At 38.4% G+C, this 13,422-nt stretch carries 13 protein-coding genes; 8 read left to right on the forward strand and 5 right to left on the reverse strand.

Annotation, left to right across the window (positions count from 1 at the left end):
• Positions 1–515: 515 nt before the first annotated feature.
• Positions 516–1,736: a DUF1254 domain-containing protein gene (locus CPS_RS15065; RefSeq protein ID WP_011044138.1), complete on the reverse strand. Its 1,221-nt coding sequence runs from the start codon at positions 1,734–1,736 to the stop codon at positions 516–518.
• A 122-nt stretch (positions 1,737–1,858) separates the two neighbouring features.
• Positions 1,859–3,358: a DUF1254 domain-containing protein gene (locus CPS_RS15070; RefSeq protein ID WP_011044139.1), complete on the reverse strand. Its 1,500-nt coding sequence runs from the start codon at positions 3,356–3,358 to the stop codon at positions 1,859–1,861.
• A 741-nt stretch (positions 3,359–4,099) separates the two neighbouring features.
• Here CPS_RS15070 and CPS_RS15075 point away from each other — a divergent pair.
• The 3 genes from CPS_RS15075 (at position 4,100) to CPS_RS15085 (ending at position 7,755) form a co-directional block, all read left to right on the forward strand.
• Positions 4,100–6,460 carry a marine proteobacterial sortase target protein gene (locus tag CPS_RS15075; protein ID WP_011044141.1) on the forward strand — a complete coding sequence of 787 codons (2,361 nt, stop codon included), beginning with the start codon at positions 4,100–4,102 and terminating at the stop codon, positions 6,458–6,460.
• Positions 6,444–7,022: a class GN sortase gene (locus CPS_RS15080; RefSeq protein WP_041737075.1), complete on the forward strand. Its 579-nt coding sequence runs from the start codon at positions 6,444–6,446 to the stop codon at positions 7,020–7,022. Before CPS_RS15075 ends, CPS_RS15080 begins: the two co-directional genes overlap by 17 nt.
• Before the next feature lie 424 nt (positions 7,023–7,446).
• Entirely contained in the window at positions 7,447–7,755 is a 309-nt protein-coding gene (locus tag CPS_RS15085) for a DUF2007 domain-containing protein (RefSeq protein WP_011044143.1), read from the forward strand.
• A gap of 174 nt (positions 7,756–7,929) precedes the next feature.
• Here the strand turns inward: CPS_RS15085 and CPS_RS15090 are convergent, their stop codons facing one another.
• Positions 7,930–8,523: a TetR/AcrR family transcriptional regulator gene (locus CPS_RS15090; protein WP_011044145.1), complete on the reverse strand. Its 594-nt coding sequence runs from the start codon at positions 8,521–8,523 to the stop codon at positions 7,930–7,932.
• Between the two features lie 220 nt (positions 8,524–8,743).
• Between CPS_RS15090 and CPS_RS15095 the strand changes: the two genes are divergently transcribed.
• The 5 genes from CPS_RS15095 to CPS_RS15115 all read left to right on the forward strand — a co-directional run bounded on the left by CPS_RS15095 (position 8,744) and on the right by CPS_RS15115 (position 11,036).
• Positions 8,744–9,160 carry a hypothetical protein gene (locus CPS_RS15095; RefSeq protein ID WP_011044146.1) on the forward strand — a complete coding sequence of 139 codons (417 nt, stop codon included), beginning with the start codon at positions 8,744–8,746 and terminating at the stop codon, positions 9,158–9,160.
• 162 nt (positions 9,161–9,322) lie between these two features.
• Positions 9,323–9,784, forward strand: coding sequence for a hypothetical protein (locus CPS_RS15100; protein ID WP_011044148.1), 462 nt, complete (start codon positions 9,323–9,325; stop codon positions 9,782–9,784).
• Positions 9,785–9,873: 89 nt separating this feature from the next.
• Positions 9,874–10,104 (forward strand): VOC family protein, encoded by a 231-nt coding sequence (locus CPS_RS15105; protein ID WP_081428743.1) that lies wholly within the window; start codon positions 9,874–9,876, stop codon positions 10,102–10,104.
• A 136-nt stretch (positions 10,105–10,240) separates the two neighbouring features.
• Complete coding sequence (locus CPS_RS24165) at positions 10,241–10,519, forward strand: VOC family protein (protein WP_420794770.1); 279 nt, start codon at positions 10,241–10,243, stop codon at positions 10,517–10,519.
• Between the two features lie 109 nt (positions 10,520–10,628).
• Entirely contained in the window at positions 10,629–11,036 is a 408-nt protein-coding gene (locus CPS_RS15115) for a GFA family protein (protein WP_011044149.1), read from the forward strand.
• Between the two features lie 124 nt (positions 11,037–11,160).
• Here the strand turns inward: CPS_RS15115 and CPS_RS15120 are convergent, their stop codons facing one another.
• Entirely contained in the window at positions 11,161–12,354 is a 1,194-nt protein-coding gene (locus CPS_RS15120) for an amino acid aminotransferase (RefSeq protein WP_011044151.1), read from the reverse strand.
• A 134-nt stretch (positions 12,355–12,488) separates the two neighbouring features.
• Entirely contained in the window at positions 12,489–13,391 is a 903-nt protein-coding gene (locus CPS_RS15125) for an EamA family transporter (protein WP_011044152.1), read from the reverse strand.
• Between the last annotated feature and the right edge of the window lie 31 nt (positions 13,392–13,422).

A 13,422-nucleotide genomic window follows, 5' to 3' on the forward strand; every position in this document is an offset into this window, starting at 1 on the left:
ATTATAGTTGATACGCTATCTTCGAGAGCTGAAAATTAAGATTGATTGATCATAAAAAACTGAGGGTTAGACCAAAAGGTGATCAATAGTTTTCACACAGCCTGCCACCATAGCAGTCATTCACTTTTGTCTAAAAACCCAATGAAATAGAGTGTTAGTTCTATGGCATTCCGCCCTCATTAGTGATTTAGAGGCTGTCATTATTTTTACACTCATCGACCCGTTCCTAAAATCATTCAGAATCATATGTTAGCCCACAAACATACAAAGAATAATCACTATAAATTTGATCTAAATTATAAGGTCCGGCTGCCTCGACAGCGGACATTATTAACATGTCATTTTAGGGTCTTTGCAAGGAAGGCTCTTTGAATATGGTACTTTGAATAACAGGACAACATAGATCTTTATTTATCATTTTCAACATTACATTATTGAAATTAATTAAGAAAAAAGGACAAAAAATCACGTTGGTTTTGCCCTTTTTTATACTAATTGATAACGTTACGTTAATTCTAGCTACAAGGTTTTTCCGGCAGGTTATTTACATCTGGCTTATAATACCTTACTACAAAATAATAGGGTTCGCCTGAGTTTACTGGCATCCAGTATGTGCCATCATTAGGGCTATCTGCACTGAAGGTAATACTAATATTACCATTGGCATCTGGCTTAGTATTATAGGCATTAATCAGATCATTTTTGCCAGGTAGCGTATTTCTTGTCAACGCACTATATCGGGTGACTGACCAAAATAGCTCAACCCCTTCTGGCTCGTAAGGCAAAGTGAATACTTCTGTTTTATCACCCATCAACAACTGATTTTCACAGTTGGTAAAGTAGGGGCCGTAGTAAGCATGCTCAAGAGGCAGACCTAAATGACCAATAATTCCAACCGCTCGAAATAAATAATCATCACTATTTGGCTCATTGCTATCAATTGGTCCGAACAAACCTATATTGCCAGTTGGACCCATATTAGGTGCTACAACCCCCAAATACTCACTTACTCTGAGATAATCTTGATGAGTGAAGTTTACTGATGAGACCATTAGTTCTTTGTTTTGAGAATATACATCATGGGTCGCTAGCGTATGTTTTATCGGGTTATCAACAATCAAGGTTTTACTACTATTTGCCGTCAGTGTGATTTTTTCTTGGATCGATAACGCATTCACTAAATCTTCAGGCGTTTTTACTTGCACCCGAATGAAAAGATGTGGGTAATCACCAGGGCTTTCAATCACCGTTGCTCCTTCTGGTACTTCCATATTCTTACCTTTACGAACAAAAGTGAATTTACCCACGGGATGAATCTTGTCAAAAATGGTGTAATGTTCTTGGTCGGTAACATGTATCGAGTAATAGCGTCCTTCGTCTACTTCAGGGTATTCAATTGTCACAGGACCATTACTAAGATCAATAACACCCTTGCTATATAAATGATCAAGCGCAGGAGTCACAACAGCATCAGAGCCTTCAGTAGGTAATTTCTTAGTATGTAATAATTTATTAGTACCGCCCGCGAGTTTAGCCGTGGCTTCCATATATTTCATATGGTGATAAACCTTGACTGCATTTAGCTCTGCATCAGATGGTCTTTCAGGGGTTACTGAAACCTGCTGTTTTGTTTGTGTATCCTGTTTTATTTTTTCAGGTGCCGTTGTTTCTACTTTCTGACAACCAACGATACCAAGTGCCAATATAACGGTGGCAAACGGAAGAAGATGTTTCATGTATTATCCTTAAATTGTGTTCGTGCTAAGTCAGTTTCGCCCAAAGTGAGATGAAAATGATCATCGACTACTTCTCAGCAACCGATGAATATTTACATACTTAGTCTATCTATTCATTGGCTTTACTTTGTTTTGTCAATTTTGTTCATTGGGTAAGTTTGATCAAAATACTCTTGCTCTGGACCATACAAACGCAAATACATAAAGTATGACTCACCATCATTAGACTGTATCCAGTTGCCTTCTTTTCCTTCTGGCGCTTCTGGTCCAAAATACAAATCGACAGAACCATCACTGTTCATTACTAACGACTCCGAGCGTGAAGAAAGATCTGAGCGTTTTATCTCATTGCGAATAATTAAGCGATTCTTGATGTCATACACAGTGATCGACCAAAAGTTCGCCGCTGGCGGGTTAGGCTCAATGTGAAGCGTGTAGTTTTTACCTCCCATGAGTGCATTGCCATCAGCATCATAATACGATCCGATGTAAGCTGAGCCGTGGCCTGGATTCTCTACAATCATGCCAGCCGAAGTCGTTACGGCTTCATACGTATAAGCCGTGCGTTCATTAATCATTGAGTAGGTATCTAAATCGATTTTAGGGTCCATGCCTGCAAGCACACCTTCCCAACCCGAGTCACTCCCATACAATGATGAGGAAAACTTCTTTTTGGTTTTATTAAACGCTAGAGATTGCGCCATTGCCATACCCGTATTGACACCTTCAAGTAGTATCTCTTTTTGATAAGGTGTTGGGTTAAAGGCTTTGCCTTTTTCAATACCTAAATCTTTTAACCATGCATAAAAGAAGCGATCACGATCTGCCATTGGCTCATTTTGAATATACTGATTAACGACTTCCCAATAAGCCATCCCTCTTGGCTGAGTCGCGATTGTTACGTCAGCATCTGATGCTTTGGGTTTATAAATCACAAATTTTACTTGAGGAGGGTTAGCCACATCCGACAGTTTATAAGCGGTGACCGCAGTTTTTAATTTTTCTGCCTCAGCACCTACACCTAACACACGGTAAAAATATAAGATCTGGTTCGTATCACTTTGGATCACTTCACCATCAAAATCTTTAGGGTATTCTTGTCCCGGTCCAACAAAAAGAAGCGTCTCTTTGTTTCCTGATCCAATCTCTTTAATTGGCTCCTGCCATGCATTATTCGCGACACCAAAAATGCTACCTGCTGGAATATTAACAACATAGGGACCTGTCTCAGATAAATCGACTAACGAAATAGTGTATGGAGTCGTAACATTTGCAGTAAGAAATGGATAAACACCATCATACCCTTCATGTAGCCCTATTATAGGGGCATCGCCCTCTTGCAAATCAAACAGAGCTATAGTGCTATTGTAGGATTGATACATACCCACCATTGGCATGGCCCACAGCGTAAGTTGAGAAGCACGCTGTAGATCAATTTCTCGATTTAATTTTTTTGCAGAAGCTTTGGTGATAGTTTGGTCTTGATAATTAATCTGACCTAAATACGTTTGTTCACTATTATTTCCATCTGCGACACCAGTCATACCGAGATTAGCGCAACTAGCTAAGATGCTTACGGCAAAGGCTGATAGTGCCAGTTTCGCATAATGTGTTTTTATCATCTGTATATTCCTTTAAGTTTATTTATTGTGAGTTGTTATTCATATCTCACCAATAGACGTATTATTAAAATAGGTACTTCTATCAGTATTATGAGCGAATTTAGACCTGCTTTATTTGATCTAAAGTCTATTAAGTTGATTAGAAATCACCCGTTAATAGTAACCTTTTAATACTTTATAATTTCGACATTGAGTAGGGAATAAGTACCAACAGCGGCAGTTATATACTCCAAAAATTCACATGACTCTATGGCGTTAAGTGCCCCATACAGGGATAGAGTATGGAGCAATTTCAATGACTGCTTTGAGCCTTGAAGCGGACGTTAAGATTAACTAGTTGCTACCTTCCGCTAAGCGCACCAAAGAGACATCTAATTAAGGAATAAGGAAGACAAGAGTAAATTTAAACATTTACCACTCCCTTATCTGCTACATTTTTCTAATTCGTGTTTCATAAATCGTTATTCGGCCAGCGGGCATGCCATGATGTTTCACTTCAAGTGACGTTGAAAGGTACTGCTACGCTATATAAATTAGCGACTAAACTCCAACCCCATGGATTCCCGCCAAGACAACGCGGGAATGACGGCTTCAATGACACTTGCAACAACGGCCGCAGTATTTACACTGCACTTGTCATCTTTTCGCCACATTTCGACAGTACTTTGCCCTTAAGCTGACACGAGTAACACTCATTACTTTGCTTTAATACTCTGTATCAATTAAAGACAAGAGCAAGCGATGTTTACTTCTAAAAAAAATCTACAACTTATCGATTATAAAAATTCGTATTATTGCCAACAACAGCGAAAAAAACGACGTTATAAGTGGTTTAAAATTTCAGTTTTATTATTACTTATCATCTCACTTGCCTTGGTTTTTATGCCTTATGCACAAAGTGAGCAACTTGATTCACAGGAACAAATAAAGCGAGGCAACGTCCTTGTTCATGGTCCGCAATTGCTTTTTGAGAATCCGAATAACAGTCAGAGTCAGAACCCAAACATAGCCGTGCGTGCAACCTTCCCTGTTGATATTGAAGCCAACATTGAAATTAATGGTTTAGTTGCTTACGCAGAAATAAAGCAAACCTTTATCAATCCCTACAATATTGCGTTGGCGGGAAAGTATCAGTTTCCATTACCTGAAAACTCAGCGGTTAAACAGTTAATGATAAAAATGGGTAATGTAGAAATACTTGGCGAAATAATGGAAAAAAAAGCAGCAAAAGCTATTTACCAAAAAGCCAAAAAAAAGGGACGAAAAGCAAGTTTAGTAGAGCAACAGCGACCGAATTTATTTACCAACAAAATAGCGAATATTCCTGCGCAGTCAACCGTTGTTGTTACGTTAAAATTTATCATGCCTGTCTCGTTCTCTCAGGGGAAATTCAATTTACGACTACCCCTTGCACTAACCGATAGGTATCAACCAAGATCAACGTCAAACTCGTTTAATGAATCGTCTGGGCACTCACCTGAATACTCATCTGAACGCTCACCAAGCAATTTCACTCACGACTTAACTAACGTTTCAGCTAACATTTCAACAAAATCGTTACCCGAGCCATTTAAAATATCAACTACACGTTCATCAACCACGCATGTTCGATCAGTTGCTCGTAGCCAATCATCAATAAACATTGTATTAAACTCAGGTATTCCCATCACGTCTATTGTCAGTGATAGCCATAAAATACAATCACGTGACTTAAGCAGTAAGTTAAACAGTGAGCAAAATGCTTACTTTATTACTTTAGATAAAACCCAGGTGATATCTAACAAAACGTTCGATTTAACTTGGCAATTAATTGCGAGTAATCAACCTCAAGTCAGTAGTTTTACCCAAGAAATCTCAGGTGAGCATTATACTTTATTGACCTTTTTCCCGCCTGAAAAAGCCGTAGCGCAAGTGATAGCAAGAGATATCATTTTTATAATTGATACCTCAGGCTCAATGCAAGCTGGCTCGATGGAGCAAGCGAAATCGAGTCTGCAACTCGCCCTATTACAACTTAACAATAAAGACAGTTTCAATATTATCGCGTTCGATAATGATACCGAATTACTGTTCCCTGTCACTCACATGGCCTCAGCACACAATATCTCAAAAGCACAACAATTCATTGATGGCTTAAGTGCAAATGGTGGCACTGAAATGTACCGACCATTAAGCAACGCGTTAATGATGAAAAAAGATAAAACGCAGTCTTCAAAAGCAATTCGCCAAATAGTATTTATTACTGACGGTGCTGTCGCTAATGAATTTGAGCTTATGCAATTACTTAACACCGCTCAGGGGGATTTTCGTTTGTATACCGTAGGAATAGGCGCAGCACCCAATGGTTACTTTATGAAAAAAGCGGCTCAATTTGGTCGAGGAAGTTATGTGTTTATTCAAAATAAAAGTGAAGTGCAGCGAAAAATGAGCCATTTCATGACAAAAATAAGCCAACCTGCACTCACTAATATTGCCTTAACGCTTGATAACCAAATTCACCAGCACGTTGAGGTTTATCCTAAAAAGATCCCTGATTTATATTTTGGTGAGCCGTTGCAAATAGCCCTTAAATCTCAGTTTCCTATCAGCAGTGTTCAATTAACCGCTGAAACAGTATCAACTCCTTTCTACCAGCAATTAATCATTGATGATCGCCAGCCATCGAAAGGTATTTCATCACTTTGGGCACGGCGTAAAATAGAGAGTTTAGTCGACAGCCTTATTGTTGGAGCAAATAAAGACAAGGTTAAATCGCAGGTTATCGCCACTTCACTCAATCATCAAATAATATCGCCTTACACCAGTTTTATTGCGGTAGAAAAGCAGCCAGAAGTTTCGTCTTTGCTCGTAAAAAATGACTTGTCATCGGTCAAAAAATCTAAAAACAACGCAATACCAGCTCATGAGAGTTTACTGGTAGCTATGCCTCAAACAGCCCTTGATTGGCAATTACAGTTTTTGGTTGGCATAGCGCTAATGTTGCTTAGCTTAGTATTTATGAAGATTAGAAACTTAGCTTTGTTGAACAATATTATGCTGGCTAATACTTGGCTGGCTAATAAACGTTTTAAGTTGGTAAATTGTAATGAAAAACCTCATTAAGAAGTTGCTACTTGTTGCTGGCAGCTTGCTTTGTCTTCATGCGAGCTGGTTGCCGATCAAAGGCTGGCTCTCTGAGCAATTAATAAGTTACAGCTGGCATCAGACAATCGATTTGAAGCAAAAGACTAAACCTTGGCCGTGGGCAGATACTTATCCCATTGCAGAGCTTTCATTTGAACGTTTAAACAAGCATGTAGTTGTGCTTAACGGCGGTGATCCAACCACATTAGCTTTTTCAGCCGGTGCTATTGCTCCCTTTAATCAAGTCAGCAGCGCTCAACCTTTTGTTGTTGCAGGACATAGAGATAGTCACTTTTCATTTTTAGACGAGGTAGTTATGAACGATATAATTTCACTGGCTGACAAACATGGTCAAAGCCAGCTTTACCAAGTTGAAGCCATTGATATTGTCGATGCATCAACAGGCGAGCTCCCCATTTTGGCAGATGATTCGCAGCTAATTCTAATCACTTGCTACCCTTTTACTAATACTCGTAATATAGGTAATGTTGCTGGCAGTAATAGTAATGAAAGGTATGTGATAACAGCAAGATTGCTTTGAATGCATTTTGCCGGGGTATTTCTATAGTTCTGTTCTGACACAAAGACAATCTACTAATCATTGTTCCTTGTCGATGAATAGTGAAATAAAATCTATATAAATCATAGTTTAAATAATTATCAAACCGCACTTTATTACACTAAAAATGAACTTACTTCATTGTAATATGACTAACCTAGTAACCAAGAGACAATGGATCTTCGACTAGAGACTTCGAAGATGACGATATTAATTCACTCCTGAGTAAGATGACGCTATTAACTAACACCTGAGTGCAGATGTCTTATTGATTAACTCCTAAATGAAAATGACGTGATTAATCGCTTCTTGAGTAAAATGCTTAGCCAACAAAAGAAATTATTTTTCCTCCCAAAGGTTCTATTATTAATATAACCTTTACTTTCATTAACAAAGAGCAGTGCCTATGAAATTAATTTACAGTAATGAAAATCAATTTTTAGTAAATAACGCTAAAAACATTCTTGAAAATCACAATATAGAAGTCACTTTGAAAAATGAGTTTGCCTCTGGCGCTGCAGGTGTATTAGCGCCTATAGATACCTGGGTAGAGTTATGGATAATTAATGATATTGATGAAGAGAAAGCGGAAACAATTTTAGCGCAGGCATTAAAACAGCAAGGAGAACACGATTGGTTTTGTCAGCAGTGCCAAGAGCAAAATGATGCTTCTTTTGATTCTTGTTGGCAGTGCCAAACTGAAAAAGCGTCATAATGCCAAACGCTTTAACTTAGACAGCTTAATGGAATACTTTGAGGGCAAAGTAAAAGCACTGCATAGGCATGCCTAATAATAAGTAATGGCAATTTCGGCTGCCAATAAAAGTTAACTTTTTGATAGGAACTAGTTGATAAATATTTTAGTTCTAAAGCAATTGTTTTATCGACGTTAAGTTGTAGATTCTTTAATATTCCCCGCAATATTAATTACTGCACTTTTGATAGAAGTTGCAATTTGATCTGCAGTTTTAATAGACGCTACCGCTCTGGCTGTAGTAAGTCCTCCAATTAAAACACCTAATAATGCCCATCCCTTAGCTATGCACTCCTCTTTCGAATCACCCTCAATTCCTTGAGCCACAAGCGCAACTATTTCTTTCATTTTTTCTTCATAGAGACTTTGTAATTGAGGCTTAGTACGAACAACTTCGGGTGAAAGGGTTGTCATTGCGCAGCCACATGAAAGGTTTTCCCGATGTGATTGACTTAGATAATAATCTGAAAAAGCCACGAGCCATTGTTTTCCATGTTGACGTTGAAACTCAGGGATAGCAGTAATCACCTCATCAAGACCTACCGACAATGCCACTTCAAATGCACCTTCTTTTGAGCCTAAGTGGGCATAAAAGGCACCCGAAGTAACGCCTGCCTCTTTAGCTATACCATCAACACCAATACCCGCATAACCATTGCTTCGAAAAGCTTGACTCGCTGCGTTGATAATACGTTTTCTTGTTTCTTCTTTTTTGCTTACTTTCGTCATGTAAATATCCGAACCCCTGAGAATATTTACATTATAACTGTGTTCCAAATAAAAATATAGCAGTCGTTATATTCCTCATTGACAATATAACGATCACTATATAATATGACCTAAATTACTAAATATAACGATCACTATATTTAATAATTAAAACTGACGTTGCCTAAAAGCAACATCGATTAATCACTAACAATTAACTTAATAATTATTGGAGAATACTATGCCATTAACTCTAACTCTTACTGAAGGCGTTATCCCTGCTGGTTCTGAAAAGGAAGCAGTTGAAAAAATCACTCATTCAATGCTTAAACATCACGGTCTTTTAGGTAATACGGTGATGACACCTAATATAACGGCACATGTTTCAGTACTGCCTAAAAATTCGACTTTTTCGGGTGGTGAAGAATTCTCAGGCGTTTGGATGGAATGGAAGGTACCTTCATTTGCTTTTGCTTCAAGAGACATTCAATTGGCGCATTTTGCTGATGCAACCGAAATAATCAGGGCTTTATCTGGCGGAAAACAACCGATAGAACATATTTACTCGAATGTTATTCATACGGTAGATGGCTCATGGAATTTCAATGGCATCGCGATGACCAATGAAGAAATTGGTGCAGAAATTTCGATGGGATAACAGGTTTTCCAAGTGATTTTGGTCAGTAATATTCTTTGTTCACTCATTTATAGTCTCAACAGGAAGTGGACAGAATCATTGTAAAAAACATCGACAAACACTGTGAACCTTAGGTGTCTTTGTTGTTATCCATACAAATTTAACGTTAAAAAAGAGAAGTTTATGTTTAAAAAAATAGCAGCGGCAAGTTTATTTATCATCATTTCAACGAGTTCCTTTGCGGGTCAAAAAATATGTACGCCAATTGGGGGTATGGCAATGCCAACATTCTCACCTCAAGCTGATGGTTCGGTGAGAATTACGGCGGCATTAATTGGCAGTGTTAGTGCGGCAAGTGGCACAATTACTGCTCAAAGAGAAACCAAAAGTGGCTTAGAAATGGATTTGAACCACTACTTTTTAAACAATACTGGAGGCTCATTTCACACGGTAGATCATGCAGAGTTAACCGCTGTACCAGGTAAAATGGGTAATTTTATGATTGAAATTAATTACTCCATTGAGAAAGAATCTACGACCGGCACGTTCAAAGGCTATGAGGGTGACTTCAAAAGTTACGGCTTAGTCGATTTGAATAATATGGAAGGACTAGTACGTTACAGTGGTGAAATTTGTAAATTGTAGATCACAAAACAAATCCCGAGCACTAGCCTTTATCCACTAGTACGGGCTAGTGGTGATTTTATTTCGACAATTAACTGGAGATTTCCACGATGAATCGAATACTTCATACGATGTTAAGAGTATCTAACCTTGAAAAATCAATCGAGTTTTATACCAAAATATTAGGTATGAATGTACTCAGAACTGTGGAACAACTTGATCAAGGTTTTTCTTTAACCTTTTTAGGTTATGCAAAAGAGTCTGAAACGTGTGTATTAGAGTTAAACTATATACCCGTAATCATTCAAAATGCTCGATTCAGAGCGCTTGAGAAAATCTAGTTTGAGGCGCGTCAATTAAATAATGGTTATTCCCTATTTCTTTGACGCAACAATAAAATAGGTTTGCTCATGCACTTCTACGATGTGGCTAAAAACGATTTATACGTCGTTATTGATTTTGTCAATGGAACAACCATTGTCTGCAATCAATGCCTTGTTTAAATCGTTTTATTCTCCCACTGAAACATGCATTTTGAATGGTCACGGGTATAACTATGGCGTTAATAAATATGAGTTGGGTAATGCCTTTGGTCATATTGCAATTGGCGTCGACGATTGTTACAGCGCATGTATTCAAATAGCGCTATTAGGCGGTAACATTGTACGTGAGGCTGGCCCTCTGGCAGGTAGCGATGAAGTAATCGCGTTTGTAGAAGACCCAGATGGCTACAAAATTGAATTAATAGATCGCTAACCACCTAGTATTGAGCAGGGGATAATCCATAATATAGGGCGACAAAAGTACGGTGACAAAAGATGGAAAACTTTCCACTTACAATGATAAATCATGAGGTAAGGATATTATGAAACTAACATTAACAGGCGGATGTCTCTGCGGTGCAGTACAATTTTCTGTCAAAGATGAATTCAAGGCATTTTATCAATGTCACTGTAAGCAGTGTCAGCAACTATCAGGCTCGGCATTTACGTCGAACATTTTGACTGCTCCTACAAATATTGAATGGCTTAAAGGTAAGCGCAACGTTACCGTGTATGATCACCCTACTAGAGGATTTTCAAAATCGTTCTGTTCCCTCTGTGGCTCTGCGCTTCCTTTTATAAACAAAAATAAAACAACATTAATTATACCTGCAGGTTCACTTAATGAGCTGCCTGATTTAAAACCACAAGCTAATATGTTTACATCAGAAGAAGCATGTTGGCTTAAGCCTGGCTTAAACGCTAAGGGGTTCAGTGGTTTCCCTGAATAGTTACCCGAATTGAATATTATTAACAAAACACAAAACGATGAAGCAATGGTATAAAGTACATTCAACTAAGCTACTCATGCCATCGTCTTGTGCTTCTGCAATCAACATCCTTAAGATGACTTACTTATTCACTCACTTGTGTGACAGCTAAAATGCTTTCAACAAGATAATCAATATCTTGTTCAGGAATTGAGGCAAGATTAATTCGTCCGTTATTCAAACCGTAAACGGCATATTCAGTCCTCAAACTTTCCATTTGTTCTTCAGTTGCGGGCAACATAGCAAACATGCCCTCTTGAGATAAAATATAGTCAAAATAGTTATCTCCTGAGTGTTGACGAAATGCCGCGCAAAGCTTTTCTCTGATCCCTTTAATTTTACCATTTATCTGTGAAAGTTCATCTGACCACATTGTTTTCAATGCTGGTGTTTTCAAAATAGTCTTCACAATTTCAGCGCCATTTGAAGGTGGCACCCAATAAGTGGTTTTACTCATAATGGCGAGTTGAGATTGTGCTTTGTTTGCTTCTTCTAGTGTTGGACTTAGAATATAAGCAGCGCCTACTCTATCACTGTACACACCGAAATTTTTAGAACAACTCACGCAAAGCGCCAAACGTTCAACCGACTTAGCCATAGTAAGTAAACCCGCAGCATCTTCATTTAACCCGTCGGCAAAGCCTTGATACGCAGTGTCGATTAACGGCAAGAAATTGGTAGATTTTGATAGCTGAGCAATTTGCTGCCAGTGTTGCGCTGTTAAACGTAATCCTGACGGGTTATGACATGAGCCGTGAAGTAGCACCACATCATTTTCGCCTAACTTTTCTAGTGTATCGAACATGCCACTTTCATCAAGCGTCATGGTTTTATGATCAATAAAAGGATATTCCTCATAAGCCAAACCTGCGGCGATAATGGTTGGAATATGATTGGCATACGTTGGGTCACTTACCCAAATTTTGGCAGTAGGGTTTGCGAGTTTAATTAAATCTAAAATGGCACGTAAACCGCCACTGCCACCTGCCGTTTGAACGCCACTGATATAACCATTAACGGTTTGGTTTGCAAACACCAGCTCTTGGAGTAATTGCACATACTCAAGATCGCCTTTTGAACCAACATAACTTTTATTTCGTCCTGCATTGGCGAGTAGTTGGTCAGCTTCCATCACCGCTTTCATTAACAAGGTGTTGTCATTGCTATCTTTATAAACACCTACGGTTAAATCAACTTTAAAAGGTCGTTCATCTTTAGATGAACGTGCCATCAAATCTATAATTTCGTCAGAAGCAGGTAAAGGAATATTGGCAAACATGGGAACTCTTCAACTTTAATTAAATAAAAAATAACGTAATTTAATACATTTAAATCAAGACTCTACTATATCACCTGCTGTTATTATTTAAACGACTACTTAGTCTGTATATCGCGTTAATTTGAACATTTATCCTAAACCACTTGTTTCGCTGATTTAGGTTGATGTAAATACGCTTTTAACTTTTCCGTTTTTATTAAGCCAATGATTAACCCCACAATAATTAATAAACATGCGAGTGCTTTGACAAGCCCTATTTGCTCTTGGTAAAAAATAGCACTGCCTAATAAACCAAAAATGGGTACCAAAAAAGTTAACGGTGCAACTGTGCTTAATGGGTATTTCACTAATAAGCGATTCCAAACCCAATAGCCAAATAACGTAACTGGGTAGGCTTGAAATAACACAGAGAAAATAACAGAGCCATTAGCGAGTGAATTCAATGTTTGTAATTGCTCCGGTCCACCGCGTAAAAAAGCGAGTGCAAATAAAGGTAACGGCGCAAATAACATGCCCCAGATACTAAAGGCAAAAATCTCTTTGGTTCCTGCTTTTTTAACAAGAATACTGGTAATACTCCAAGATAAAGCGGCGATTAAAATAAAGACTAAACCTAACGTTGTCACTGAGCCATCAGTTACCGATACGCTTAACGCCAAACCTAGAATAGCAACAACGCTACCAACTACTTTGATGGGAGCAACAGTTTCTTTAAGTACAAAGTAGCCCACTAATAAACTAATCACGACATTCATCTGCAATAATACTGAAGCCATACCTGCAGAGAGCCCCGCCTGAATTGACCAACTACCCATGCCCCACACACCAATGGCAAAGACGAGTCCGTAGCCCATTAAATATCGCCATTTGACCTGTGGTCTTTTAACAAAAAACACCGCAGGGATGACGGCAAAACTGAAACGTAATGCGGTGAGTAACAAAGGGTCTATTTCACTGACGCCAAGTTTGATCACCGAAAAGTTAAGCCCCCAAATAATCATCACAAAAATGCCGAGTAGTAGATCTCTATTGTTCATTGTTCATCCTTTTAAATGCCAGATTTAATGG

The organism is Colwellia psychrerythraea 34H (assembly GCF_000012325.1).
Taxonomy (GTDB): Bacteria; Pseudomonadota; Gammaproteobacteria; order Enterobacterales; family Alteromonadaceae; genus Colwellia; species Colwellia psychrerythraea_A.

Excerpts from the sequence above, each read along its gene's own strand:
- CPS_RS15075 (WP_011044141.1), top strand. The coding sequence starts at position 4,100 with ATGTTTACTTCTAAAAAAAATCTACAACTTATCGATTATAAAAATTCG.
- CPS_RS15105 (WP_081428743.1), top strand. The coding sequence starts at position 9,874 with ATGAATCGAATACTTCATACGATGTTAAGAGTATCTAACCTTGAAAAA.
- CPS_RS15065 (WP_011044138.1), bottom strand. The coding sequence starts at position 1,736 with ATGAAACATCTTCTTCCGTTTGCCACCGTTATATTGGCACTTGGTATC.
- CPS_RS15120 (WP_011044151.1), bottom strand. The coding sequence starts at position 12,354 with ATGTTTGCCAATATTCCTTTACCTGCTTCTGACGAAATTATAGATTTG.
- CPS_RS15085 (WP_011044143.1), top strand. The coding sequence starts at position 7,447 with ATGAAATTAATTTACAGTAATGAAAATCAATTTTTAGTAAATAACGCT.
- CPS_RS15080 (WP_041737075.1), top strand. The coding sequence starts at position 6,444 with ATGAAAAACCTCATTAAGAAGTTGCTACTTGTTGCTGGCAGCTTGCTT.
- CPS_RS15070 (WP_011044139.1), bottom strand. The coding sequence starts at position 3,358 with ATGATAAAAACACATTATGCGAAACTGGCACTATCAGCCTTTGCCGTA.
- CPS_RS15115 (WP_011044149.1), top strand. The coding sequence starts at position 10,629 with ATGAAACTAACATTAACAGGCGGATGTCTCTGCGGTGCAGTACAATTT.
- CPS_RS15090 (WP_011044145.1), bottom strand. The coding sequence starts at position 8,523 with ATGACGAAAGTAAGCAAAAAAGAAGAAACAAGAAAACGTATTATCAAC.
- CPS_RS15095 (WP_011044146.1), top strand. The coding sequence starts at position 8,744 with ATGCCATTAACTCTAACTCTTACTGAAGGCGTTATCCCTGCTGGTTCT.
- CPS_RS15100 (WP_011044148.1), top strand. The coding sequence starts at position 9,323 with ATGTTTAAAAAAATAGCAGCGGCAAGTTTATTTATCATCATTTCAACG.
- CPS_RS15125 (WP_011044152.1), bottom strand. The coding sequence starts at position 13,391 with ATGAACAATAGAGATCTACTACTCGGCATTTTTGTGATGATTATTTGG.